At 38.7% G+C, this 23,276-nt stretch carries 23 protein-coding genes and 2 pseudogenes; 20 read left to right on the top strand and 5 right to left on the bottom strand.

Annotation, left to right across the window (positions count from 1 at the left end):
* Window positions 1–59 precede the first annotated feature (59 nt).
* From KFQ09_RS00340 to KFQ09_RS00360, 5 genes are all read left to right on the top strand, one after another.
* A complete protein-coding gene (locus KFQ09_RS00340) occupies window positions 60–1,952 on the top strand; it encodes a beta-glucoside-specific PTS transporter subunit IIABC (protein WP_138825835.1) in 1,893 nt (630 codons plus the stop codon).
* A gap of 23 nt (window positions 1,953–1,975) precedes the next feature.
* Window positions 1,976–3,442: a glycoside hydrolase family 1 protein gene (locus KFQ09_RS00345; RefSeq protein WP_255835917.1), complete on the top strand. Its 1,467-nt coding sequence runs from the start codon at window positions 1,976–1,978 to the stop codon at window positions 3,440–3,442.
* 236 nt (window positions 3,443–3,678) lie between these two features.
* Window positions 3,679–4,080, top strand: coding sequence for a MerR family transcriptional regulator (locus KFQ09_RS00350; protein ID WP_017367349.1), 402 nt, complete (start codon window positions 3,679–3,681; stop codon window positions 4,078–4,080).
* A gap of 26 nt (window positions 4,081–4,106) precedes the next feature.
* A complete protein-coding gene (locus KFQ09_RS00355; RefSeq protein WP_212356281.1) occupies window positions 4,107–5,033 on the top strand; it encodes an alpha/beta hydrolase fold domain-containing protein in 927 nt (308 codons plus the stop codon).
* Between the two features lie 225 nt (window positions 5,034–5,258).
* Complete coding sequence (locus KFQ09_RS00360; protein ID WP_017367347.1) at window positions 5,259–5,681, top strand: cytidine deaminase; 423 nt, start codon at window positions 5,259–5,261, stop codon at window positions 5,679–5,681.
* A gap of 43 nt (window positions 5,682–5,724) precedes the next feature.
* Here the strand turns inward: KFQ09_RS00360 and KFQ09_RS00365 are convergent, their stop codons facing one another.
* The 3 genes from KFQ09_RS00365 to KFQ09_RS00375 form a co-directional block, all read right to left on the bottom strand.
* Window positions 5,725–6,492, bottom strand: a complete 768-nt coding sequence (locus KFQ09_RS00365) for a pentapeptide repeat-containing protein (protein WP_076821615.1) — start codon at window positions 6,490–6,492, stop codon at window positions 5,725–5,727.
* Between the two features lie 405 nt (window positions 6,493–6,897).
* The gene (locus KFQ09_RS00370; RefSeq protein ID WP_076821617.1) at window positions 6,898–7,209 is read right to left on the bottom strand and encodes a monooxygenase; all 312 of its coding nucleotides are present in this window, start codon (window positions 7,207–7,209) and stop codon (window positions 6,898–6,900) included.
* 11 nt (window positions 7,210–7,220) lie between these two features.
* Window positions 7,221–8,144 carry a DsbA family protein gene (locus tag KFQ09_RS00375; protein ID WP_138825833.1) on the bottom strand — a complete coding sequence of 308 codons (924 nt, stop codon included), beginning with the start codon at window positions 8,142–8,144 and terminating at the stop codon, window positions 7,221–7,223.
* 181 nt (window positions 8,145–8,325) lie between these two features.
* Here KFQ09_RS00375 and KFQ09_RS00380 point away from each other — a divergent pair, with 181 nt between their 5' ends.
* From KFQ09_RS00380 to KFQ09_RS00390, 3 genes are all read left to right on the top strand, one after another.
* Window positions 8,326–8,895, top strand: coding sequence for a TetR/AcrR family transcriptional regulator (locus KFQ09_RS00380; protein WP_255835918.1), 570 nt, complete (start codon window positions 8,326–8,328; stop codon window positions 8,893–8,895).
* 72 nt (window positions 8,896–8,967) lie between these two features.
* The gene (locus tag KFQ09_RS00385; RefSeq protein WP_255835919.1) at window positions 8,968–9,393 is read left to right on the top strand and encodes a MarR family winged helix-turn-helix transcriptional regulator; all 426 of its coding nucleotides are present in this window, start codon (window positions 8,968–8,970) and stop codon (window positions 9,391–9,393) included.
* 156 nt (window positions 9,394–9,549) lie between these two features.
* Window positions 9,550–9,897 carry a DoxX family protein gene (locus tag KFQ09_RS00390; RefSeq protein WP_216942464.1) on the top strand — a complete coding sequence of 116 codons (348 nt, stop codon included), beginning with the start codon at window positions 9,550–9,552 and terminating at the stop codon, window positions 9,895–9,897.
* Window positions 9,898–9,968: 71 nt separating this feature from the next.
* On the opposite strand, the gene KFQ09_RS00395 is transcribed toward KFQ09_RS00390, so the two are convergent.
* Entirely contained in the window at window positions 9,969–10,157 is a 189-nt protein-coding gene (locus KFQ09_RS00395; protein WP_255835920.1) for a hypothetical protein, read from the bottom strand.
* A 251-nt stretch (window positions 10,158–10,408) separates the two neighbouring features.
* On the opposite strand from KFQ09_RS00395, the gene KFQ09_RS00400 reads away from it, so the two are divergent.
* From KFQ09_RS00400 to KFQ09_RS00420, 5 genes are all read left to right on the top strand, one after another.
* Window positions 10,409–11,578 carry an FAD-dependent oxidoreductase gene (locus KFQ09_RS00400; protein WP_255835921.1) on the top strand — a complete coding sequence of 390 codons (1,170 nt, stop codon included), beginning with the start codon at window positions 10,409–10,411 and terminating at the stop codon, window positions 11,576–11,578.
* Window positions 11,579–11,641: 63 nt separating this feature from the next.
* Window positions 11,642–12,301: a TetR/AcrR family transcriptional regulator gene (locus KFQ09_RS00405; RefSeq protein ID WP_203144401.1), complete on the top strand. Its 660-nt coding sequence runs from the start codon at window positions 11,642–11,644 to the stop codon at window positions 12,299–12,301.
* A 162-nt stretch (window positions 12,302–12,463) separates the two neighbouring features.
* Window positions 12,464–13,114: a helix-turn-helix transcriptional regulator gene (locus KFQ09_RS00410; RefSeq protein WP_255835922.1), complete on the top strand. Its 651-nt coding sequence runs from the start codon at window positions 12,464–12,466 to the stop codon at window positions 13,112–13,114.
* Between the two features lie 11 nt (window positions 13,115–13,125).
* Window positions 13,126–13,500 carry a RidA family protein gene (locus KFQ09_RS00415; protein ID WP_017367342.1) on the top strand — a complete coding sequence of 125 codons (375 nt, stop codon included), beginning with the start codon at window positions 13,126–13,128 and terminating at the stop codon, window positions 13,498–13,500.
* Window positions 13,501–13,572: 72 nt separating this feature from the next.
* Window positions 13,573–14,676, top strand: a complete 1,104-nt coding sequence (locus tag KFQ09_RS00420) for a threonine synthase (RefSeq protein WP_255835923.1) — start codon at window positions 13,573–13,575, stop codon at window positions 14,674–14,676.
* A 219-nt stretch (window positions 14,677–14,895) separates the two neighbouring features.
* On the opposite strand, the pseudogene KFQ09_RS00425 reads toward KFQ09_RS00420, so the two are convergent.
* Window positions 14,896–15,012: pseudogene (locus tag KFQ09_RS00425) on the bottom strand (winged helix-turn-helix transcriptional regulator); the annotation flags it as partial.
* Window positions 15,013–15,599: 587 nt separating this feature from the next.
* Between KFQ09_RS00425 and iolE the strand changes: the two are divergent.
* The 7 genes and pseudogenes from iolE to iolB all read left to right on the top strand — a co-directional run.
* Window positions 15,600–16,493, top strand: a complete 894-nt coding sequence (iolE, locus tag KFQ09_RS00430) for a myo-inosose-2 dehydratase (protein ID WP_255836256.1) — start codon at window positions 15,600–15,602, stop codon at window positions 16,491–16,493.
* Window positions 16,494–16,515: 22 nt separating this feature from the next.
* On the top strand, window positions 16,516–17,937 hold the full coding sequence (locus tag KFQ09_RS00435) for a sugar porter family MFS transporter (protein ID WP_255835924.1): 1,422 nt from the start codon (window positions 16,516–16,518) through the stop codon (window positions 17,935–17,937).
* A 16-nt stretch (window positions 17,938–17,953) separates the two neighbouring features.
* Complete coding sequence (locus KFQ09_RS00440) at window positions 17,954–18,796, top strand: sugar phosphate isomerase/epimerase family protein (RefSeq protein ID WP_255835925.1); 843 nt, start codon at window positions 17,954–17,956, stop codon at window positions 18,794–18,796.
* Between the two features lie 30 nt (window positions 18,797–18,826).
* Window positions 18,827–19,681, top strand: coding sequence for a class II fructose-1,6-bisphosphate aldolase (gene fba / locus KFQ09_RS00445; protein ID WP_255836257.1), 855 nt, complete (start codon window positions 18,827–18,829; stop codon window positions 19,679–19,681).
* A gap of 54 nt (window positions 19,682–19,735) precedes the next feature.
* The gene (locus KFQ09_RS00450; RefSeq protein WP_255835926.1) at window positions 19,736–20,500 is read left to right on the top strand and encodes a DeoR/GlpR family DNA-binding transcription regulator; all 765 of its coding nucleotides are present in this window, start codon (window positions 19,736–19,738) and stop codon (window positions 20,498–20,500) included.
* A 76-nt stretch (window positions 20,501–20,576) separates the two neighbouring features.
* Complete coding sequence (gene iolD / locus KFQ09_RS00455; protein WP_255835927.1) at window positions 20,577–22,502, top strand: 3D-(3,5/4)-trihydroxycyclohexane-1,2-dione acylhydrolase (decyclizing); 1,926 nt, start codon at window positions 20,577–20,579, stop codon at window positions 22,500–22,502.
* 30 nt (window positions 22,503–22,532) lie between these two features.
* Window positions 22,533–23,263: pseudogene (iolB, locus tag KFQ09_RS00460) on the top strand (5-deoxy-glucuronate isomerase); the annotation flags it as partial.
* Window positions 23,264–23,276: the final 13 nt, after the last annotated feature.

The following is a 23,276-nucleotide window of genomic DNA, read 5'->3' on the forward strand; positions in this document are numbered from 1 at the left end:
GATCTTTTCTATGGTGGATTTTGTTTAGGTTTTTTTTGTGAAAATGAAGGGGTGAAAGCATGGAAAACAAAGAATTGGCTGGAAAAATTGTGAAATTAATTGGTGGAACCGAAAATATATCTCAAAGTTGGCATTGTATCACACGGCTAAGATTTAATCTCAACGATGAAAGTCAGGTAAAAGTAGATGAGCTGAAAACATTAGATGGTGTTTTAGGTGCTCAATTCCAAAGTGGACAGTTCCAAGTCATTATTGGAGCAAAGGTAGCAGAGGTTTATGAGGAAATCGATCATCTGGCCGGTCATAGTAGCAATGATTCTGCTCCTGTTAAAAACACGTCAAAGATGAACCCAATTGAAGTCGTATTCGATGTGATCAGCGGGATTTTCACACCTATTTTGCCAGCGATTGTTGGTAGTGGATTGATCAAAGGAATCATGGCACTGTTCGTTAGCTTAGGGTGGCTGACGGAGACAAGTTCTACCTATCAAGTACTTCAAATTTTTTCAAATGCTGTCTTTTACTTTTTACCTTTCCTCATTGCTTATTCGGCAGCGAAGAAATTTAAAACGCGAGAATCTCTTGCGCTCGCATTAGCAGGGATTTTACTATATCCAACGATGATCGAAGGTGCAGCAAAAGGAGCAGACCCGTTAAGTTTTTTAGGGTTAAGTATTCCACTAAATAATTACACATCTTCTGTATTACCAATTATATTAGGTGTGCTATTACTAAGTTTTGTCGATAAGTGGATAACAAAAGCGATCCCAAAATCCTTAAGTATCGTATTTACACCGGTACTGAGCCTGATGATCACGGCTCCTCTTACACTGGCTTTTATCGCTCCTATTGGGAACGTTTCTGGGCAATATTTAGAAATCTTTTTCACTTCATTGTTCAATTTCGCTGGTCCGATTGCCGGTTTATTAATGGGGGGCCTTATGCCACTCATTGTGTTAACTGGAATGCATTACGCATTCTTCCCAAGCACGTTAGCCAGCTTTGAAAAAGTGGGTTACGATATCATGCTGCTTCCAATGAATTTCATTGCGAATATGGCACAAGCAGGCGCTGTGTTAGGTGTCATCATCCGCACCAAGCGGGTAGAAACAAGGTCTTTAGCGCTTTCAACATTGCTTCCTAGTTTCTTCGGGATCACAGAACCAGCCATTTATGGAGTCACACTTAGACTAAAAAAACCTTTTTATGCTTCATTAATTGGCGGCGCAGTCGGTGGATGTTTTTACGGTTTATTTTCAGTTAAAACGACAGCCTTTTCGATCCCAGGCATTACTTCACTGCCAACTTACATTATGAAAGGGACAAATAATTTTCAGCTGGCTCTGATTGGAATCGCCCTTAGCTTCATCGTGTCACTTCTCATCACCATTCTCCTTGGATTTCAGGAGTCTGTCACGGCCGCTAACGAGCAAGCAGCAGAAAAGCGAAATCACACTGAGAGTACAGAGAATCAACAAATGTCTAAGCAAACAAGTCCTTATGAAGTTCAAGCACCTATGAGTGGAAAGGTCATTCCTTTATCTGAAGTGAATGATTCCGTGTTCTCAAGTGAAATGATGGGGAAGGGAGTCGCAATTTTGCCTGATAAGGGGGTGGTACAAGCACCGTTCTCAGGAAAAGTAGTGACTGTTACACCTACTAAACATGCCATCGGACTCGTTTCAGATGATGGGATTGAATTATTGATCCACGTGGGGATTGATACCGTCAGCCTAAATGGCCAATTCTTTGATGTACTGGTAAAAGAGGGCGATGAGATGAAGACGGGGGATCATTTATTATCGTTTGATATAGAAGGAATTCAATCAAACCATTTAGATGTAGTGACACCTATTATCGTCACAAATTCAACGCAATACCTTGATGTGATTCATACAGGTGACGCTCATGTCACCGCAGGTCAAAATAAGCTCTTAATGCTTATTCACTAATATAAAGAGAAGGGATGATTGAAATGAAGAATGTAAAAAAAGGATTTTCAGATGATTTTTTATGGGGTGGCGCAACTGCTGCCAATCAAATAGAAGGCGCATACTTAGAAGGTGGCAAGGGCCTGTCGACGTCAGACTTTGCTGCATATAAAGATCCTTATGAAAAAGGAAAAGTGAACAACTTTACTTTCGATGTGAGTTCAGCTGAATTAAAAAGATACAAGGAACAACCCGATGAATTTGATTTCCCGAAAAGACGCGGAATCGATTTTTACCATCGATATGAAGAGGATATTGCACTATTTGCAGAGATGGGCTTTAAAGTGTTTCGCTTGTCTATTTCATGGGCAAGAATCTTTCCAACTGGTTTAGAAGACAAGCCGAACGAAGAAGGATTGGCTTTTTACGATAACGTATTTGATGAGTGTGCGAAATATGGAATTGAACCGCTAGTCACGATGTCTCACTATGAAATGCCGATTACTTTAACAGAGAAATATAATGGCTGGATGAGTAGAGAGCTTGTCCCGTTGTTTGAAAAATATGCCCGCGCCATTTTAGAAAGATATAAAAATAAAGTGAAGTATTGGATTACATTCAATGAAATGAATATGAACCTCAATAGCCTTTACACCGGTGCTGGAATTTTAGAGGACCTAGTAGACCATAAATTACAGGCTGCGTATCAAGCATCACATCACCAATTTATCGCCAGCGCTCTCACAGTGAAGGCTGCAAAAGAAATCATTCCACATGCACAAATTGGCTGTATGATTAACCAAATTGAAGCCTATGCAAAAACAACGAAACCAGAGGACCAGCTGCAAGCGGTAAAATCAAACCAATTGAATATGTTCTATCCGGATGTTCAAGCTAGAGGTGAATATCCAACATACATGGTGAAATATTTTGCTGACAACGACATCAAACTTGATATCGAAGAGCAGGATGAGCAAATTTTGAAAGAGGGCATCGTTGATTTTGTGGCGATCAGCTACTATATGTCCCACGTAGCAGAAGCGCGAGAAGATGCAGCAGAGCTAGCGGGTACATTTGATAGTCCAATTAAAAATGAGCATTTGGAGTTATCACAATGGGATTGGCCAATTGATCCAATGGGGCTGCGCATTTCATTAATTAAACTGTATGACAGATACCAAAAACCTTTATTTGTTTGTGAAAACGGACTTGGCGCAAGAGATACATTGACACCAGACAGAGAAATTCACGACGATTATCGAATTGATTATTTAAAACAACATATTGAACAGATGAAAGAAGCAGTCAAAGAAGGTGTCGACTTAATGGGGTATACACCATGGGGTTGTATTGACTTAATTAGCTGCGGAACATCTCAAATGAGTAAACGCTATGGTTTGATCTATGTAGATCAAGACGACAGAGGGAATGGGACATTAAATCGTTACAAAAAAGATTCCTTCTACTGGTACAAAAAAGTGATTGAAACAAATGGGGAAGATTTATCATAATCCAGATGGAATGATGATGACACCATTGCATCCGCCTTATTTGGCCGGGTGCGATGGTGTTTTTTTGTTTACCCAAAAAGTAACCTCAATTATGTCATAGCAAGCACTAGAGATCTCTTTGCTACAATCATTTGATAACAAAAGTTGGCCGAAAAATGTTTCACCTTGACCTTGAAGTATAGTTCAACCTTTATAATGTACATATAGTAAAACAAAATAATAAAAAAGGAGTAACGATGGAGTTGATGACTAGAGGAGAACTTGCCAAAAAAACAGGAGTAAGTCCTGCCGCAATTCGTTACTATGAAGAGCACAACATATTACCTGCTCCAAGACGACGTTCAAACGGTTACAGATTCTATACAGACGACTATGTTGTGAAAATTCAATTGATCAAAGATGCGAAAACGCTCGGTTATTCATTAAAGGAAATAGCTGAAATTATGGACATGCTAAGTCAAGACATAGACCTTGATACCCTAAGACAAATTGTCCATCTTAAACATGAAGAAATTGAAAAGAAAATTAAAAGCCTTCGTCTCATTCAAGACCTTTTATCTAACTTATTAAAAACCCCTGAGAAAAAAGTACAAGTCTACCTGGAATCATTTCGTGTTCCGAAGCAGGATGATCAATAAACCTATTGGGTGAAGGAGAGAAAAAAATGAGTGTAGAAATGTATCATGGTGAACGTTCTAAAGAAAGTATTCAATTTGAAACATTATTCGCTTCGCAAAGTAATAAAGAGAGTTTTTCCAGTATCGAACAGACAAAAAAATTTCTTGAGCAAAAAGGAAATGAAAATACACAGCCTTATGCCATTGGGGAGGGTGTGAAGTTAATCAGTGAGGTACAAGAGCAGACTTTCGAAGGCATGCAAGTTTTCACATTGAATGAACAATCATCACAAAATCAAAAAGTCATTCTCTATCTACATGGTGGCGCGTGGACAAATCAGCCTTTGAATGTCCATTGGTGGTTCATGGATAAAATGGCGCAATCACTAGGTGCGAAAGTAGTCGCTCCTATTTACCCAAAAGTACCTCATTATAGCAACCAGGATACGTATCCGAAAATGCTTAACCTATATAAAGACCTTCTGAAAACTGCTGGAAGTGCCAATCAATTGACGATCATGGGAGATTCAGCTGGCGGAAACATCTCACTTGGTCTTGCGCACCTTTTAAAGAAAGAGGATCTGCCGCAGCCGAAGGATATCGTGTTACTATCTGCGTGTGTGGATATGAGTATGAGCAACCCTCTCATATTTGAATATGCAAAAAAAGATCCGATTCTAGGTCATGAAGGAATGGGAGTCATCACAAAATTGTGGGCAGCTGATCAAAGTCTCACAGACCCATTGATTAGTCCGATTTACGGTGACTTTAAAGGGCTCGGGAAGATCACTCATTTTATCGGAACACATGATATGTTATATCCAGATGCCATAAAGCTCGATGAAAAACTATCAGCACAAGGAATGGACATCAAAACCTTTGTTTATCCTGAAATGCTGCATGTGTTTGTTGTCATGCCAATTCCAGAAGCGGCAGATGCTCTGAAGAAAATCATTCAAGTGATCAATCGATAGGGATTCAGTTCACACCTAGAAAGGGTAAATGTTCTGATGTAAATAAGGGAAAAGGTTGCTTACTTGAAAGCAGCCTTTTTCAATTGAATATGAAATACATTCAAAATGGCCATTCACTACAGATTAAACGGTCTTTTGGCTGGTTAGTAAAGGAGAGTGAAGTTCAGTTCATCACCTCATGTTTGATATAATACATACGAGCAGTGAGGCGAAAGGGGAAACGCGATGAAAACGTTTGATCTATCACAAGAAGATATCGAATTAATAGACGAAGCAAAAAAGAAGATAATCAGTCTTTATGAAGATGACAAGCATCATGTAGGAGCAGCTATCCGGATGAAAACAGGAGAAATCATATCAGCTGTCCATATAGAAGCCTATATCGGACGGGTAACTGTTTGTGCAGAAGCCATTGCGATTGGCAGCGCTTTATCGAATGGATACAAAGATTTTGATACAATTGTTGCAGTGAGACACCCTTATTCAGATGAAAAAGATAGAAGAATTAGAGTAGTCAGCCCTTGTGGCATCTGCCGAGAGCTCATTTCAGACTTTGGACCAACATGTTTTGTCATCCTTGATATGGATGGGGAGCTGGTCAAGGTGAAAATCGAAGAACTCATTCCGCTCAAATATACTAGAAGCTGATGTACGACATAAAGATAAAGTAGGAAAAGGGATGTAGCAAACGTTACATGTGATCCTTGCTACATCCAAGATGACTGAAAAAGCGTTCAACAAAAGCGGCCCCATGTATGTTCTCCATATATTTCGTGTTAAAAATATACTGTTCCATTTGTTCAAGCTTCCGCAGACTCCGCACTAGTATTTTCCGATCATGATCAGACAGAGTAGGATCATCATCTATCTTCTCTAAGGCCTTTTTCACACGTGCAGATACATGTTCAACATATAAATGGTTTTTGGATGCTGGCGGAATACATACCGCTAGGTCACAGCCTAAAAAACGAACACCATCAAGGGTGCAGTTTTCAAAATTGGCGATCAGCTTTTGTTTGCCATTTCCCTCAAACGTTATATCTATTAGCTTACCAGCAAAGGTACAATTGACGATGTTCGCTGCCTGTAAAACACGGTCATTGAATCTACAATTAGAGAAAGTACAATCGATAAACGTAGCATTCTCCAATGTCATTCCCCTCATATCGCAGGAAGAAAATTCGCAATTGGTGAAGACAGCTTCGTTTTTGCCAATGCCCACAGAGCGCAAGTCTGAATGACTAAAAGTACAATGATCAATCGTACTACCGGCAAAAAATCTCGCATTCGTCAGATCACACGTATCAAATACAAGATGATCCAAGTGACAGCTCCAAAAAATAGGAAAACGAACATTTGAGTTGATGATTGTCGTTCTGCTGATTGTTTCGTTTTCATACCTGGTCACATCAGAAAATGCTTCGTTGTCTACTGATATACCAGACTCAAGTCTTCTCATCGCTATCACCCTATCATTTCTTCAGAAATTTTTCACCATCATGATGTTCATTCAGCAAGTTCATTTTCCATCAGCTCTTGTCTTTGACTCAAGATTATATCACAATACGATACTCAGCCAGCAAAGAACCGATATTCATTTTCATGATGAAAGGAGCATAAAAGAACGAAAAGGTTTGACACATTTCCAGAACCAATCGGTAGCTACATAGGAATCCAGATGGATTTTGAGTAAACGACAGGCAGAAGATGTAAGGTACGTAGCCGATCATCTTCACAAACTAAACTCTGGAGAGGGGAAACTGCTGATCCTAACCTTTTAATGAATCGGTTTAAAGTTGAATATCTTACTTCATTCATAAGAAAAAAGAGCAGTCAACAACCGCTCTTTTTTCGTGTGTTAATCTTAATGCGTTTTTAATGGACCTTTTGTGATATGAGTCAGCTCAGCGTTTATATTAAAGATTTTCGCATTGATGTCTGTTATGCCAAAGCTAGTGATTCTTTTAGAATGCATATCGAGATATGTTTGAGCTTCTTCTTTTGTTTCAAATAAATAAATTCCGCCAGCCTCATTTTTCTCAGGACTCTCCGTCCATATCTTCCATATGAACCCATCCTCTTCATTAATACTTCTCGCTAAATCAGAAAACTCTTTTGCCAATTCATCTCCGAAAGGGCCATTCATCTTAAAATCTACTTGTAATACGTAAGCCATCGTTATTCTCCTTATATTGAAGTTGTGAAATACTGTTCTCCTAGAACTTCTTTCATTTGGAACGATTCTTGTGAAAGTTCTTTCTCCATAAAAGATCGCACATCCGATTGATCAACATCGTACATCACTTCAATCTCTTTAGAGAATAGACATTTTTCTTTTTCGAGTAAGGCAGAAACCACGGGGAGCTTCTTCGGTTGAAGCTCTTCTGTGTTTAAAGCTTGCTTTAAACCATCAATATAGACGTCTAATGGTCGACCACCCGTGATTTTAACTCCTTTATTTTCTTCGTTGACGAGGATGATGGTCGGAAAACCTCTTGCACCGAGGTCTCGAACAAGAGCAAAATCTTGATTTAATAAGTCTTGTCCGCTAGGGAGCTCCGTTTCATGCAAAATCTCATCTCCGTTCAATCCAAGGTTGTTGACGATATCAATCAAAACTGCAATATCCGATATATTTTGATTGAATGCAAATAGCGCTTCTCTTGCACGGCGTAAAAACGTATAAGCTTGTTCATCACCGTGATGTTTTTGAATCACTTTAAACACACGAGAGGACGGGTAGGAGGATTGAACAGGATTGTCAATCATTAAAGACCCATCAATTGGCATGCGAGAATGTTCTCCGACTTCTCTCCAGTGACCCGCAACATCAGCAGGCTTATAAATTCCGTTCGCAGGATCAATTGGACCGTCATGCCATTTCTCTAGCAGTCCACCTAACACAGTCTGGAAATGAAAATAATGTCCGTATTGCTCTTTAAATCGGCGCAGGACAGGTTCAATTGCCCAGCAATGAGAACAAATTGGATCTGTTACATAGTAGAGCGTAATGTTTTTTTTAGGTTGGTGAAAGTCAATGACCTGGATATCTTCTTCACCTACACCGCATACACCAGTTTCTAAATCACAAAACATGTCATTATTTTTCAAGTTGTTTCCTCCTCAATTTTTCAGGGAAAAATATGTCCTGTTCAGTTGTTTGAATCAAGTCATCATTTGCTTTACAATTGAATCTTAAGACAGAATGAGTGAGATCAACACCAATAATTTCTTCAATTTGTTGTTTATCCGACAGATTCAAGCATGTGTTTAAAAAGAAGGGGGGAAGAAGATGACGCAGCCAAAGACAGATCCGCGTGTATTAAGAACGCGCAAATTAATCATGGAGTCTTTTATGAAGCTTTCATCGAAAAAGGAATTTAAGGATATTACGGTGAAAGATGTGACAGCAGAAGCCATGATTAACCGAGCCACGTTTTATTATCATTTTGAGGATAAATACGATTTATTAGATAAAACACTCTCAGAAGTATTGTCAATTAATTTAGAAAGTATCAATTTTAACAATAGTAAACTAGATGAAGATACAATGATGAATATTTTTAAAGCGCTAGCCAGTTTCCAACAATCTCTTCATAACCGCTGCCAAGTAGAATATGAAACTGAACTTGCTCCAATTGTTCGAGAACAGCTTGAAATTATTTTTTATCATTTGTTAGTGAATCAATATACAAATGTCGAAAAGCAAGTGTTGAAGGTCACGGCTGTTTTTTTAAGCTGGGGAATTCACGGAGCTTCTGTTGAGTGGAGAAAAAATAGTTCGCACATATCTTCAGAAGAATTTATCAAATCAACATTGCCGTATATCATGTCAGGAATTGATTTTAAGCATAACATGTAGACAATTTGACAATGTTTAACCGCTCCACTAATATAAATGCTATAGCATATAAAATGATTAGAGGGTGTTTACATGAAGTTACATGATTTAATAGGTTATCTCGTTCATCGCACTGATGTGAAAATGACGAATTATTTTACGAATAGGTTAAAGCCATACGGTGTTACACCAGAGCAGTGGAGTATTATCAGTATTCTTAGCCGTGAAAAAGGCGTGACTCAAAAAGAATTGGCAGAAGGCATTGATAAAAATCAAACCACTGTCGTAAGAATGATCCAGTCAATGGAACGAAAAGGGCTTGTCAAAAAAATCTATAATGAACAAGACCGGCGCTCGCATCACCTGTTTTTAACAGAAAAAGGGGACGAGATCAAAAAGGAGATTCTTCCTGTCGTCATGGATGCACATCAAACTGTGACAAATCAATTAAGTGATGAAGAGATTGAACAATTAAAATTACTTTTAAACAAATTATTCTATTCAGACTATCCATCTTGATAAATCTGTAAGGTAGAAACAACCTCTATTTTCGCACGATATATGCTATGACATATAAATTTCAACTATTCAATGTGGAAGTGAGATTTTATCAAGATGGCCCCAGAAACCGGTGTCCATTAAGCGACCCTTTCTGGTCAAATAACTTAGAAAGATGTGATCACTATTTTCATTCTTATTCTACAAATTGTATTGGCTGTTTTCTTTTTCCTCACAGGAACGAAAATCATATCTGGAAAAATGGCAGAAGAGTTCAAACGATTTGGTTTACCTGCATTTTTCAATGTTTTAACAGGGGCTCTTGAGTTAATAGGCGCTGCTGGAATGCTAGTCGGCATATGGATCCCAACATTAGCATTATTATCAGGCTTATTGTTAGGAGGTACGATGCTGGCAGCTGCATTTACTTTGATCGTATTGGCCAAAGATCCCTTTAAAAAAGCAATCCCTGCACTTGTTTTATTCGCTCTCAGTATCGGTGTCAGCTTATACCACATTCTTTAAATTCATATTAAAAAACCACAAAAACCTAAACACATCTCCATTGTTATAATGGTGGATTTTGTTTAGGTTTTTTAGCGATTGGATCGTTTTCGAAGAACTAGGCATGAGACAGCGAATACTGCGAAAGCGCCCGCCGATCCAGCAGCAAACACCAACTCAAATTGTTCTGGTTTCGGTTTGAATAACAAAGGGACTGAAAGAATGAGCGCAGCACCACTAAAGCTTAATCCTAATATCAACATGGCCAATAATTTATTCATAGAAACACCTCTTACACTTAGAGTGAGAACAATGGAGACCTACTGATCTAAGTATCATTGTTATGATTCGACAACCTTTAACCGTCCTAAATGGAGTGTATCATATGATGGTGGGCGATTGGTTTCTTTTCATGAAAACACAATCGTACAACAAACAATTTTAAACAAACACTGTTCTTTACGAACGGTGTTCGTTATAATATAAATGAAATTTAAAACGCTTTCCACAAAGGGATGAGGAGATGCAGAAGATGACGTCATTATCTAAGAATCAAAAGCAAATCGCTATCATTGGAGGAGGACCTGGGGGACTAACACTTGCCTTAATTTTGCAAAATTACGGTATACAAACAACCATCTATGAACGGGAGATGCATGACAAGAGCCTTGAACGAGGGGGCTCACTAGATATTCACGAAGAAACAGGTCAAAAAGCCTTAAAAGAAGCAGGAGTTTATGAGAAATTTCAAAGGAATGCCCGCTATGAAGGGGAAGATTTCCGATTACTTGATAAATCAGGAAGAATTTATTTAGATGAAGAAACGGAATCAGATCAAAAAGGTACTCGCCCGGAAATTGATCGTGGTGTGTTATGTGAACTACTATTAGAACAAATTGATGCTGAAACCATCAAATATGGATATAAACTAGAAAGATGCGTTTCATTAGAAAGTGGTATGACCGAGCTTCATTTTGAAAACGGAGTTGTCGAAACAGTTGACCTTTTGATTGGGGCTGATGGTGCTTTTTCTCGTGTGCGTCCTCTGTTAACAGATATTGAGATTGAATACTCTGGGCTCACGATGCTAGAACTGAATGTCATAAGCGTAGAGGAGAACCACCCTGATTTAGTTGAATTTAATAAACGAGGTAAGATGTTTGCTTTGGCAGACCACAAAGGACTGATTGGGCAGTTAAATGGAGATGGCCGAATCAAAGTGTATGCAAGCCTTATGGTAGAACGCAATTGGATCGAGACTTGTGGTATACCGTTTCATCAAGCGAAAGAAGCAAAAGAACAATTATTAGCGTTATTTAGTGATTGGGATGATCAGCTGAAAAACTATATTCGTTATGCAGAAGATGCCATCATTCCAAGGCGGATCTATACGCTTCCTACCGGTTTTAAATGGAATCGTCATAAAGGAGTAACGCTTATCGGTGATGCAGCTCACGTCATGTCGCCATTCGCAGGCGAGGGTGTGAACATGGCGATGTTTGATGCAAGGGAGCTAGCACTTGCTATTGTCCGACATCCTCATCATATTGAAAAGGCGATTGAAGAATATGAAGACATGATGTATGAATATTCATCGGAAAAAGCGCATGAATCGGAGAATAGTTTAAAACTGTGTTTTTCAAAAGACGCTGCGGTCAAGCTTGCAGATATGATGAATTCTTTTCAAAAGGATGATGATTGATGCTCAATTTACTATTTTACTTCGACATGTTATAAAGAGAGTATGAACAATTCAAATCGTCGTATGATCAGTCGCCGGTCTCGGCCGGCTAAAGAACCCTTAAGCCGTGAGCTTATTGTGAAAACGGCCTATGAGCTTCTTAAGGAGCATGGGATAGAGGGCATGAGTATGCGTAAGGTGGCTAAAGCATTGGATACGGGACCTGCATCCTTGTATGTCTACGTGAACAATGTTCAAGAACTCAGTGCTTACGTATTGGATTATGGTCTCGGACAAATGGTTTATCCAGATTCAGAGGATGGCACATGGAAAGAACAGTTATTCGACATATTGCATACTTATTTCCTACTGCTATTCGAAAAACCGGGTCTCGCTGAAATTTCTCTTTCCACCATTCCACAAGGAACGAACTTTCTTCAATTGACCGAACGTATTCTCGCTGCATTGCATGAAGGCGGGATCAAATCTACATCCGCAGCATGGGGAGTAGACCTATTGCTGTTATACGTATCTTCTGTAGCTTACGAAAAGGTCTCTTGGAAGAAACAAGGCTCTTCACAGATTTCAGACACAAAAAAAGCATTTCTTCAAGCAGACAAAACGCAGTTTCCTTTCATTCATCGTGTAAAAGAAGAAATGTTTGCAGGTGATACCGTATCAATGGAACGATTCCGATGGGGAATTGACGTCATTTTGTATGGAATCCAGCAGGAAGACAATTAGAAAGGAGCATAAGCAAAAAGCAGTCAATGGCTGCTTTTTTTATGTGGTGATTTTCATATTTGTGATCTTGTGAGCATTACAATATATAAATAAATCTATATATTGTTTTTATATATAAAAAATTATATAATCTAGTGGAATAAAAAAATGAGGTGCTTAGGCATGGAACATATTAAAAAGTTATTAGAGAGTTATATTCCTTTAGCAAAATCTACTGCAAAAATGTTTGGACCAAATTGTGAAGTGGTGATTCATGATTTAACAAATCCTCAAGCATCTGTCATGTTTACAGTAAATAACCATGTGACAGGAAGAGAAATCGGCCAATCATTTGATCATCTAGTCAAGACTGTATTACAATCAGAAGATTTTAAAGAAGATTATCTGGCTGGTTATACATTTGTAACAGAAGATAAGCGTACGATTCGTTCTTCGACTTCATTAATACGTGATTCAAAGCAAAAAGTGATCGGTGCTTTCTGTATCAATTTTGATGTTGAAGCACTGAATCAAATGCAGCAATTTATGGATACTTTTCTTACTACACAGGTGGAAGCTCAAGAGAAAGAAACAACATCAAATGATGAACTTGGAAATGTGGAAGAAATAGTAGATCAATTGATTCAACAAATCATTCAAAACAGTGTTCACCCAGTCATGAAACGTCATGAAAAAATTGAACTAATCAAATTTATGGATGAAAAGGGCATTTTTTTAATGAAAGGATCTGTTGAGAAGGTCGCATCTATGTTAGGTATTTCCAAAGTAACCGTCTATAGCTATTTGGATGAAATCAAAAATAAATCGAGGTAAGGAGTGTCAACATGGAAAGCATACTCGAGGTAGGAAATCTAAAATCAAACGGACACTATGCATTCGCAACCATTCATCAAAACACGGTCTATGTGTCGGGACAATTTGCCATCAATCCTGAAACGACAGAAAAAGAGTTCGGCCCCATTGAAAAAGAGACATTACAAGCGCTTAAGAATGTAGAGATGATTGTAGAGGCTGCTGGAAGTCAAAAAGAAAAGATTTTGCGCATGACATTATACATTTCAGATATTGAATTATGGGACAAAGTAGATGCGGTTTATACCGAATTTTTCGGTGAACATAAACCAGCACGTACGATTGTACCAACGAATGAATTACATTTTGGTTTCAAAATTGAAATGGATGCCATTGCATATATTTAGAATATTTTTTTGACCACCCTATATAAAAAATTATATTTTGTATAAAAAAATATTCAAAGGGGTAGATGATGAATGAATCAATTAATTTGTAACCATTGCGGGAAAAAATATGAGATGACACCAACTCTATGGAAATGTGATTGTGGTGGAGTATTAAATCTAGTGAAAGATACCCCGAAAATAGACGTCACAGCTTGGGATCACTATCCAAATTCATTATGGCGTTATGTTGAAACCATGCCATTTCCAAAAGATTCTAAGACGTGGGAAACTGTGACAATGGGCGAGGGCCAATCTCCTTTAATCGTTCTAGATCCTAATGAGCCAAACACTTATGTAAAAGTTGATTATATGATGCCGACACTATCATTTAAAGACCGTGGAGCAGCTGTGTTAATGACAAAAGCTAAGGAATTAGGGGTAACAAAAGTCATTGCTGATAGCAGCGGGAATGCAGGAACGGCAATTGCTGCGTATGCGGCGCGTTGTGGTATTGCCTGTGACATCTATCTAAGTGATCAAACGTCACCTAAAAAAGTCGCTCAAATAAAAGCCCACGGAGCAACGATTAAAGAAATTCATGGTACACGAGAGGACATTGCAGCTGCGGCCCAAAAGGCAGTAGACGAGGAAAACGTTTTTTATGCAAGCCATGTCTATAACCCTTATTTTTTCGAAGGTACAAAAACATACGCCTATGAAATCTATGAGCAACTAAAAGGAGCACCGGATGCTTTAATCATTCCGGTTGGAAACGGCACTCTGCTGCTCGGTGCATATTATGGCTTTAGAGAGTTATTCGAAAATGGTCTCATTCATAAAATACCGAAAATTGTTGCTGTACAAGCGAAAAACTGCGCACCACTTGTGAAAGCCTATCAAAATGAAGAAGAATCAGCAACACCTGTGACAAATAAAGGGACTGTAGCAGAAGGGATCGCTATTGCTGCCCCAGCGCGTTCTAAACAAATTTTAGAAGCTGTATACAAGACGAATGGTACGTTTATTGATATTGAAGAAGAAGAAATTATACATGCACGCTCTAAACTGAGTGAGAAAGGATTTTATGTCGAAGTGACATCTGCCATCAATTTTGCGGGTTACATGAAATATCAAAAGGAATCAGAAGAAACCATTATCATACCTCTTTGTGGGGCAGGGATTAAATCAAAATAACCTTAGGACTCTGGTAGAAAGATGTTTGTAAGACCGTTGCAGTTAGATTACGTCAACTGATTCACAGTTGGCATGATTAGATAAGAAGAACGCTCTCTATCTGGCAGAAGGAATGGAGTTAGCGCATCAACAAAATGAGCCAATCGGATTGATATAAGATGAGAAGAAAGCTACTTTAGAAAGCATGTTTAAACCGTAGTAGCTTTCTTTCCACTCTACCTAATTATTTTTCATTTGTTCCTCTCCCCAATAACATATCTCATCTAATACAGGCATCAGTGATAAGCCCTTTTCAGATAAACTATATTCTACTTTTGGAGGCACTTGGGGATATTCTTAAGTGATCCGCCTCAAGTTCTTATAGTATGTTGGCTAATGTTTTAAAAGAAATCATGTATTCTCCCATGCTAAATTAAAGAAGCCACCTTCAGGAAATATATTCAAAGTAAAGGATAACTGTAAAATTTGCAGGAAAATGAGACATACATCTGTTTTCAATCGTTGTTTACGCTTTCATGATGAATGTTGACGCATACATTCACTTTGCCAAACAAAATCATCATCTTCATAATGAAAGGTGAATGAAGCATAAAGGGGTTATGAATTTTGAAAAGAAAGATTCAAGCTATGCTGAAAGAACTCCATAGTGCCATGCGACAATATGGAGAAGCTATGATTAAAATTAAATCCAATGTATAGCCTTGTAGAGAGGTGTCTAGTCTGGTGCAATTGCATCAGGCTTTTTTCATCTATCGATAAAAAATGAAAAAATTCTGAAAAACAATTGACTGAAAGCGCTTTTAATATTATGATTATTTCAAAGTTAATCAAAAGTTTACCAAAAACATGGTTAACTTTTGATTAACTCATGATTATTTTTAAAACTTTAGCATTTAATCATAAAGGAGGCGGACAAACGCGTGATTAACACAAACTGTATCTTATGGGGAATCGCTCCAATCGGCTGGAGAAATGATGACATTCCAACGATAGGGGCTGATAATACATTGTCTCACTTATTAAGCGATATATGTGTCGCTGGTTTTCAAGGAACTGAAGTAGGTGGTTTTTTCCCCGAACCCACCATTTTAAATAAAGAGCTTCAATTACGTAATCTAAAAATTGCAGGCAAGTGGTTTAGTAGTTACATCATACAAGACGGACTAGAGATAGCGAAAAAAAAATTTACTGATCATTGCCGATATTTACAAGAAGTAAATGCAAGTGTAGCGGTTGTATCTGAACAAACGTACTCTATACAAAAAAAAGAAGTGAGTGTTTACAAAGATCAACCCACTTTTTCGGATAAAGAATGGGAGTTACTCTGCACAGGAATAAATCAGTTAGGTAAAATTGCTAACGCTTTCAACCTGAAACTTGTGTACCATCATCACCTTGGCACAGGGGTTCAAACCTTATCAGATATTACTCGTTTATTAGAAGGAACGGACGAAAAATATGTTCATCTTCTATATGATACTGGTCACATTTTCGTATCAGATGGCGATTATATGCCCCTATTGCATACACATATTGACCGCATACATCATGTTCACTTTAAGGATGTTAGAAAAGAAATAATGGACCTTTGCAAGCAAGAAGAACAATCGTTTCTCAAATCCTTTCTAAAAGGTATTTTCACAGTTCCAGGTGACGGATGCATTGATTTTGAAGAAGTATACCGCGTTCTACTAGAAAATGGTTATAATGGATGGATTGTGGTCGAAGCTGAACAAGATCCTTCAATTGCACATCCACTTGAATATGCGCTGTTGGCTCGTAAGTATATTGATGAGAAATTAGCAATTCATACTTAAAATAGAACAGGAGAAAACGAGCATGAATAAACAAGTCAACCAACACCAAAATCTTAGGGCAATTATTTTAATTTCGACTTTTGGCGGACTTCTTTTCGGTTATGATACTGGCGTCTTAAATGGGGCGTTACCATATATGTCACAACCAGGCCAGCTGAATTTAACAGCGATTACACAAGGTCTAGTGACAAGCGCATTACTTTTTGGGGCAGCATTTGGGGCAGTGATATGCGGTCGGTTATCAGACCGTTATGGCAGGCGCAGAACGATTTTTTCCCTTGCAGCAATGTTCTTTTTTTCCACGATCGGATGTACAGTTTCACCGAATGCAGAAATCATGATTATTTTCCGATTTCTGCTAGGCCTAGCAGTTGGTGGAGCATCTGTTGTAGTGCCGACTTTCTTAGCAGAAATGTCACCTGCAAATCAACGCGGAAGAATCGTTACACAAAATGAATTAATGATTGTATCAGGACAATTACTTGCATTCGTTTTTAATGCGATCATTGGTAACTTATTAGGTGAAAATCCATTTGTATGGCGAATTATGCTACCAATCGCTGCTCTTCCAGCGATCATTTTATTCTTTGGTATGCTAAGAGTCCCTGAAAGTCCAAGGTGGCTTGTCACTAGAGGGAAAAGAGATGAAGCCCTTCAAGTGCTGCAAAAAATTCGCTCAAATGTAGATGCTAATAGAGAACTTTGTGAAATTGAGAATGCTTACGAAAAAGAGATGAACCTTAATAAAGCAACCTTTAAAGATTTCTCAATACCCTGGGTGAGAAGACTTGTGCTCATCGGAGTAGGGATTGCGATTGTCCAACAAATAACTGGTGTCAACTCTATTATGTATTATGGAACCGAGATATTAAGAGGTGCCGGCTTTGATACAAAAGCAGCGTTGATTGGTAACATTGGAAATGGTATTATTTCGGTTATCGCGACAATTGTAGGAATTGTCTTGCTAGGTAAAATTGGACGCCGCCCTATGCTCATTACAGGATTAATCGGTACAACGACAACATTACTTTTCATCGGAATTTTTTCAAATCTTTTTGCTGGGTCAGAATTACTTCCTTATATTGTGTTGTTATTAACCATTACCTTTCTAGCGTTCCAACAAGGTGCGATTTCTCCAGTAACTTGGCTCATGTTGTCTGAGATCTTCCCACTCCGCCTTAGAGGGCTCGGCATGGGCGTCACAGTTTTCTGCCTTTGGATTGTTAATTTCTTAGTCGGTCTAACGTTCCCTATTCTATTATCTCAACTTGGGTTGTCTTCGACATTCTTTATCTTCGTTGGATTCGGTATCTTGTCAATATTGTTTGTTGCTAAATTCTTGCCAGAAACGAAAGGGCTTACATTAGAAGAGCTTGAAGCGAATTTCCGAAATCATGGTCATTCAGGCGTCGATGTTACATCAAATAATAAAACGATTTCTTAATGAAAGAGGTATATAAATGAAACTTGCATTTAACCAAGCGACAACTCTCGAAAATTCTAATTTATCAAAAGATTTAGATCTTTGCGAAAAACACGGTTATGATTTTATTGAAATTCGAACAATGGATAAATTACCAGAATACCTTGAAACTTCTTCACTTGAGGATCTAAACAACTATTTTCAATCAACCACAATTAAACCACTTGCCTTAAATGCTCTCGTCTTCTTCAATAATCAATCAAAAGAAGAATACGAAACGACCATTCAAACATTTAAAGACATGCTTGAAACGGCCAAAGCAATTGGTGCACCTTACATCGTTGCTGTTCCTCTTGTAACAAAAGAAAAATTTCTCAAATCAGACATTCATACAAGCTGTGTAAGCGTGTTAAAAGAACTTTCTATACTTGCTGCACCATATAAAGTGAAAATCGCTTTAGAGTTTGTAGGTCACCCTGATTGTACTGTCAACACATTATCTCAAGCATACAAAATCATTGAAGAGGTCAATTGTGACAATGTAGGGCTTGTTCTAGACTGTTTTCATTTCCATGCAATGGGCTCACGTTTAGAGGATTTACAAAAGGTTGATATTTCAAAAGTTTTTATCGTCCATATCGATGATACAGAGGATTTCCCGATCGGTTTTTTAACAGATGAAGATCGCGTATGGCCAGGTGAAGGCGTCATCGACCTTCAAGGGATTTTTAGCATCTTAAAAGAAAAAGGATATGACGGTGTCGTATCTGTTGAGCTATTCAGACCAGATTATTACAAACTGGATGCAGAAGTAGTCATTAAGAAAGCCAAACAAACGACTATCAACGTGCTTGAAAAGTGGATATCTAATGGCCATTAAGGAGTGTTCAAAATGACTGTAACTAATAATATGAGATTAGTTTCAATGAAAGAGATGTTAAAAGAAGCGAAGCAAGCAAAATATGCTATTGGGCAGTTTAATATCAACGGGCTGCAATGGACGAAAGCCATTCTACTTGCTGCAGAAGAAGAGAACTCTCCTGTCATTGTTGCAGCTTCTGATCGACTAGTTGATTACTTAGGTGGATTTCATACAATTGTTGGAATGGTAGAAGGACTGATGAAGGATTTATCGATTACAGTTCCAGTTGCTTTGCATCTAGATCATGGGATGAGTGTCGTTAGGTGCCAATCAGCCATTGAAGCAGGCTTCAGCTCTGTCATGATTGACGGTTCAGCCTATTCATTAAACGAAAACATCCGTATGACAAACGAAGTTGTCAGCTATGCTGCGAAAAGAGGTGTTTCAGTAGAGGCAGAAGTTGGCTCAGTCGGAGGTATGGAAGATGGGATGATTGGCAACATTGTATATGCTAATCCGTTAGACTGTCATCGACTTGTACAAGAAACCAATGTAGACGCACTTGCGGCAGCACTTGGTTCAGTTCATGGTCCATACCAAGGTGAACCAAAGCTTGGATTTAAAGAAATGAAAGAAATTTCAGAATGCACAAATATCCCATTAGTACTGCACGGTGGTTCAGGAATACCCCATGAACAAATTCAGAGAGCGATTTCATTAGGGCATGCCAAAATTAATGTCAATACAGAATGTCTACTAGCTTGGAATCAAGCGATACGCTCTAAGTTAAAAGAGGATGCTGACGTGTACGATCCACAAACAATCTTAACCCCAGGTACAGAGGCTATTAAAAATGTGGTCAAAATGAAAATAAAGGAATTTGGATCTAGCCAGCTCAAATAAAAAAACATCTCATGAAGCCACTCGCCATAAGCCATGATGAAAAGGAAGATCACGATGTTAAAAATGAAAAGAATCCAACAAATTAAAGAATATATCTTGAAAAATCAGTCTGTATCTTTAGACGACCTTGTCGCAACATTTGACGTTTCCAAAAATACCATTCGGCGTGATATTCAAAAATTAGTAAGCGAAGGGCATATTCAAAAGGTTTATGGGGGCGTTGCTGCAAATCATGCGAAGCTTGAAGCCTTTCAAGACAGACAAATTAGAAATCAAGCGCAAAAACGTCTGATTGCAAAAGAGGCAGCAAGGCTGGTGAAGGATGGAGATGTAATCTTTATTGATTCTGGTACGACGACACTAGAGCTCATACACTTCATTTACGACAAACAAGTTACAGTTGTAACAAATAATTTGGATTTCATCGTTCAAGCAACTCCTTATAAACAACTTCAAGTGATTTCGACTGGAGGACAACTAGAACGAAAAACAAAATCGTTTTCCCTTTATTCTATGGCTGAGGAGTTTCATTACTATAATTTTGATAAAGTATTCATGGCATCTACAGGTGTCTCCATCTCTAATGGGGTCACCAACTCATCACCTGTTGAAACAAGTATGAAAAAGCTAGTTGTAAAAAAAGGAAAAGATGTTTTTTTACTTGTGGATCATACGAAATTCGACAGATATGCAATGGTTACGTACTGCGGTTTGGATGAGATAGACTATTTAATCACTGATCACCCATTAGATACACAGTATATCAATTTTATTGAGGAAAACCATATTCAATTAATTGTAGTGACAGATAAAGATTAAATCAGGAGTAACCGCTTGATTAATTCAGGTTCTTTCAAGAGCAGAAATAAATTTATACGATAAGGTAGGGAGTACGATGGAAACAATTAGATTGACAATGAGTCAGGCATTGGTCAAGTTCTTAAATGCCCAATATGTTGAGTTCGATGGAAAAAGAGAACCATTTATTAAAGGAATCTTCACCATTTTTGGTCATGGAAACGTTGTAGGAATTGGTCAAGCACTTCAAGAAAACCCAGGAAGACTCGAAGTCTATCAAGGAAGAAATGAACAGGGAATGGCTCATGCAGCAATGGCTTTCGCAAAGCAAAAACACCGAAAACAAATTATCGCTTGCTCTTCATCCGTTGGCCCGGGCTCAGCCAATATGGTGACAGCGGCAGCAACAGCAACAGCGAACCAAATTCCACTTCTTCTTTTGCCAAGTGATGTCTTTGCTACTCGTCAGCCAGATCCAGTGTTACAACAAATGGAACAAACGCATGATCTGAGCTTATCTACAAATGATACGTTTCGAGCCGTCAGCAAATATTGGGATCGCATTACACGTCCAGAACAGCTGATGAGTGCAATGGTCAGCGCCATGCGCGTGTTAACAAATCAAATGGATACAGGTGCTGTTACCATCTCTTTACCTCAAGATGTACAAGGCGAGGCATGGGATTATCCTATGTCATTCTTTAAAGAACGTACGCATTACTTAGATCGGCAGGCACCTTCTACCAGAAGCATCGAAGAAGCGGCTGAGCTGATCAAAACGAAGAAAAAACCACTCTTAATTCTTGGCGGAGGCGTTCGCTATTCAGAGGCTGCTGACGAATTCAAACAATTTGCAGAAACGTTCAATATTCCATTTAGTGAAACACAAGCTGGCAAGAGCGGAATTGAAAGCACGCACCCATTAAACCTTGGCGGACTTGGTGTGACAGGAAATAGTTCGGCAAACGAAATCTCACATGATGCTGATCTGATCATCGGTGTAGGCACTCGTTTCACTGACTTTACGACATCATCCAAACGTTTTTACGCAGAAAGAGATGTCCTGACAATTAATCTATCAGACTTCCATGCTTCTAAACTAGAAGCGACAAAAATCATCGCTGATGCGAAACTAGGACTTCGTGCATTAAGAAAAGCGCTAGACGGCTATCAATCTGGTTATACGAACGAGATTAAAGAAGCAAAAGCGAAGTGGGAGCAAGAACTTGAAAGACTCCGCAACATCGAATACTCAGGTGATGACTTTGAGCCAGAGATCAAAGGGCATTTCAAAGAAGAAATGGAAGAATACAAAAAAGAATTAAACACAACACTCCCACAAACAACTGTTCTTGGTTGCATTAACGAATGGATTCCAAAAGATAGCATCATCACTTGCGCAGCAGGGAGTTTACCAGGTGACTTGCAACGTATGTGGGTCGCAAAAGAGAGAAATACGTATCACTTAGAGTATGGCTATTCTTGTATGGGATACGAAGTCGCATCTGCATTCGGTGCAAAAATGGCTGCACCTGACCAAGAAGTATATGCGATGACTGGAGACGGGAGCTACTTAATGCTACACAGTGAGCTTGTCACGAGTATTCAAGAAGGTTATAAAATCAACATTATGCTTTTTGACAACTCAGGTTTTGGCTGTATCAACAACCTTCAAATGGATAACGGAATCTCCAGCTTCGCAACAGAATTCCGTATGAGAAATAAAAAGACAGGTCAGCTTGATGGCGAGATCATGAAAATCAATTTTGCTCAATCAGCAGCAGCTTACGGTGCAAAAGCGTATGAAGTGTATACACTTGATGAGCTAAAAGCAGCGATTGAAGATGCAAAACATCAAACGGTCAGCACATTGATTGATATCAAAGTGCTGCCAAAAACGATGACAGACGGTTACGGTGGTTCATGGTGGCATGTTGGTATCGCAGCTGTATCAGAGCAGGAGTCTGTACAAAAAGCATTCGAAGCAAAGGAAAATCAACTAAATAAAGCAAGAAGATATTAAAATGCTAAAAAAACGAAAGGTGTGATCATCATGACTGATCTAATCGTACCAAGACAAAAACGTGATAAAGAGGGGAAGGTGCTGAGCATCACGCCTGAATCTGCAGGCTGGACATATATTGGATTTGATGTGTATACCCTCTCAAAAGGTGAAACGCTTCATCGCGAAACGGGAGATAAAGAGGTTTGTGTTGTCATTCTTTCTGGTAAACTCCACCTTTCAACAACAAGAGAAAAATGGGAGAACATCGGAGAGCGCATGGATATCTTTGAAAAGATTCCTCCATATTCCGTCTATATACCAAATGATGACAAGTTTGATATCGAGGCAACAACAGATGTAGAAATTGCCATTTGTTCTGCTCCAGGAAAAGGCACATACAAAGCGCGCCTTATTACCCCAGAACATATAGGGGTTGAACATAGAGGAGCAGGCAATATTGCAAGGCAGGTTCATAATATTTTACCAGAGCAAGAGCCTGCAGATCATTTGCTTGTAGTCGAAGTATTTACACCAGAAGGAAACTGGTCGAGTTACCCGCCACATAAGCATGATCAAGATCATTTACCATATGAATCTTACTTAGAAGAAACGTATTATCATAAGGTAAATCCAGATCACGGATTTGCGCTCCAAAGGGTGTATACAGATGACCTTTCTTTAGATGAAACAATGGCTGTCAAAGATGGCAGTGCTGTTTTAGTACCAAAAGGGTATCATCCAGTATCAGCGCCCCAGGTTATGACATTTACTATTTGAACGTGATGGCAGGGC

Origin of the sequence: Bacillus sp. FS02 (assembly GCF_024398395.1) — a bacterium.
GTDB classification, from domain to species: Bacteria; Bacillota; Bacilli; order Bacillales; family Bacillaceae; genus Bacillus; species Bacillus altitudinis.

What these genes read in the sequence shown, in the direction of transcription:
- KFQ09_RS00340 (WP_138825835.1), top strand. Translation starts at nt 60, where the DNA reads ATGGAAAACAAAGAATTGGCTGGAAAAATTGTGAAATTAATTGGTGGA.
- KFQ09_RS00345 (WP_255835917.1), top strand. Translation starts at nt 1,976, where the DNA reads ATGAAGAATGTAAAAAAAGGATTTTCAGATGATTTTTTATGGGGTGGC.
- KFQ09_RS00350 (WP_017367349.1), top strand. Translation starts at nt 3,679, where the DNA reads ATGGAGTTGATGACTAGAGGAGAACTTGCCAAAAAAACAGGAGTAAGT.
- KFQ09_RS00355 (WP_212356281.1), top strand. Translation starts at nt 4,107, where the DNA reads ATGAGTGTAGAAATGTATCATGGTGAACGTTCTAAAGAAAGTATTCAA.
- KFQ09_RS00360 (WP_017367347.1), top strand. Translation starts at nt 5,259, where the DNA reads ATGAAAACGTTTGATCTATCACAAGAAGATATCGAATTAATAGACGAA.
- KFQ09_RS00365 (WP_076821615.1), bottom strand. Translation starts at nt 6,492, where the DNA reads ATGAGAAGACTTGAGTCTGGTATATCAGTAGACAACGAAGCATTTTCT.
- KFQ09_RS00370 (WP_076821617.1), bottom strand. Translation starts at nt 7,209, where the DNA reads ATGGCTTACGTATTACAAGTAGATTTTAAGATGAATGGCCCTTTCGGA.
- KFQ09_RS00380 (WP_255835918.1), top strand. Translation starts at nt 8,326, where the DNA reads ATGACGCAGCCAAAGACAGATCCGCGTGTATTAAGAACGCGCAAATTA.
- KFQ09_RS00385 (WP_255835919.1), top strand. Translation starts at nt 8,968, where the DNA reads ATGAAGTTACATGATTTAATAGGTTATCTCGTTCATCGCACTGATGTG.
- KFQ09_RS00395 (WP_255835920.1), bottom strand. Translation starts at nt 10,157, where the DNA reads ATGAATAAATTATTGGCCATGTTGATATTAGGATTAAGCTTTAGTGGT.
- KFQ09_RS00400 (WP_255835921.1), top strand. Translation starts at nt 10,409, where the DNA reads ATGACGTCATTATCTAAGAATCAAAAGCAAATCGCTATCATTGGAGGA.
- KFQ09_RS00405 (WP_203144401.1), top strand. Translation starts at nt 11,642, where the DNA reads ATGATCAGTCGCCGGTCTCGGCCGGCTAAAGAACCCTTAAGCCGTGAG.
- KFQ09_RS00410 (WP_255835922.1), top strand. Translation starts at nt 12,464, where the DNA reads ATGGAACATATTAAAAAGTTATTAGAGAGTTATATTCCTTTAGCAAAA.
- KFQ09_RS00415 (WP_017367342.1), top strand. Translation starts at nt 13,126, where the DNA reads ATGGAAAGCATACTCGAGGTAGGAAATCTAAAATCAAACGGACACTAT.
- KFQ09_RS00420 (WP_255835923.1), top strand. Translation starts at nt 13,573, where the DNA reads ATGAATCAATTAATTTGTAACCATTGCGGGAAAAAATATGAGATGACA.
- KFQ09_RS00435 (WP_255835924.1), top strand. Translation starts at nt 16,516, where the DNA reads ATGAATAAACAAGTCAACCAACACCAAAATCTTAGGGCAATTATTTTA.
- KFQ09_RS00440 (WP_255835925.1), top strand. Translation starts at nt 17,954, where the DNA reads ATGAAACTTGCATTTAACCAAGCGACAACTCTCGAAAATTCTAATTTA.
- fba (WP_255836257.1), top strand. Translation starts at nt 18,827, where the DNA reads ATGAGATTAGTTTCAATGAAAGAGATGTTAAAAGAAGCGAAGCAAGCA.
- KFQ09_RS00450 (WP_255835926.1), top strand. Translation starts at nt 19,736, where the DNA reads ATGTTAAAAATGAAAAGAATCCAACAAATTAAAGAATATATCTTGAAA.
- iolD (WP_255835927.1), top strand. Translation starts at nt 20,577, where the DNA reads ATGGAAACAATTAGATTGACAATGAGTCAGGCATTGGTCAAGTTCTTA.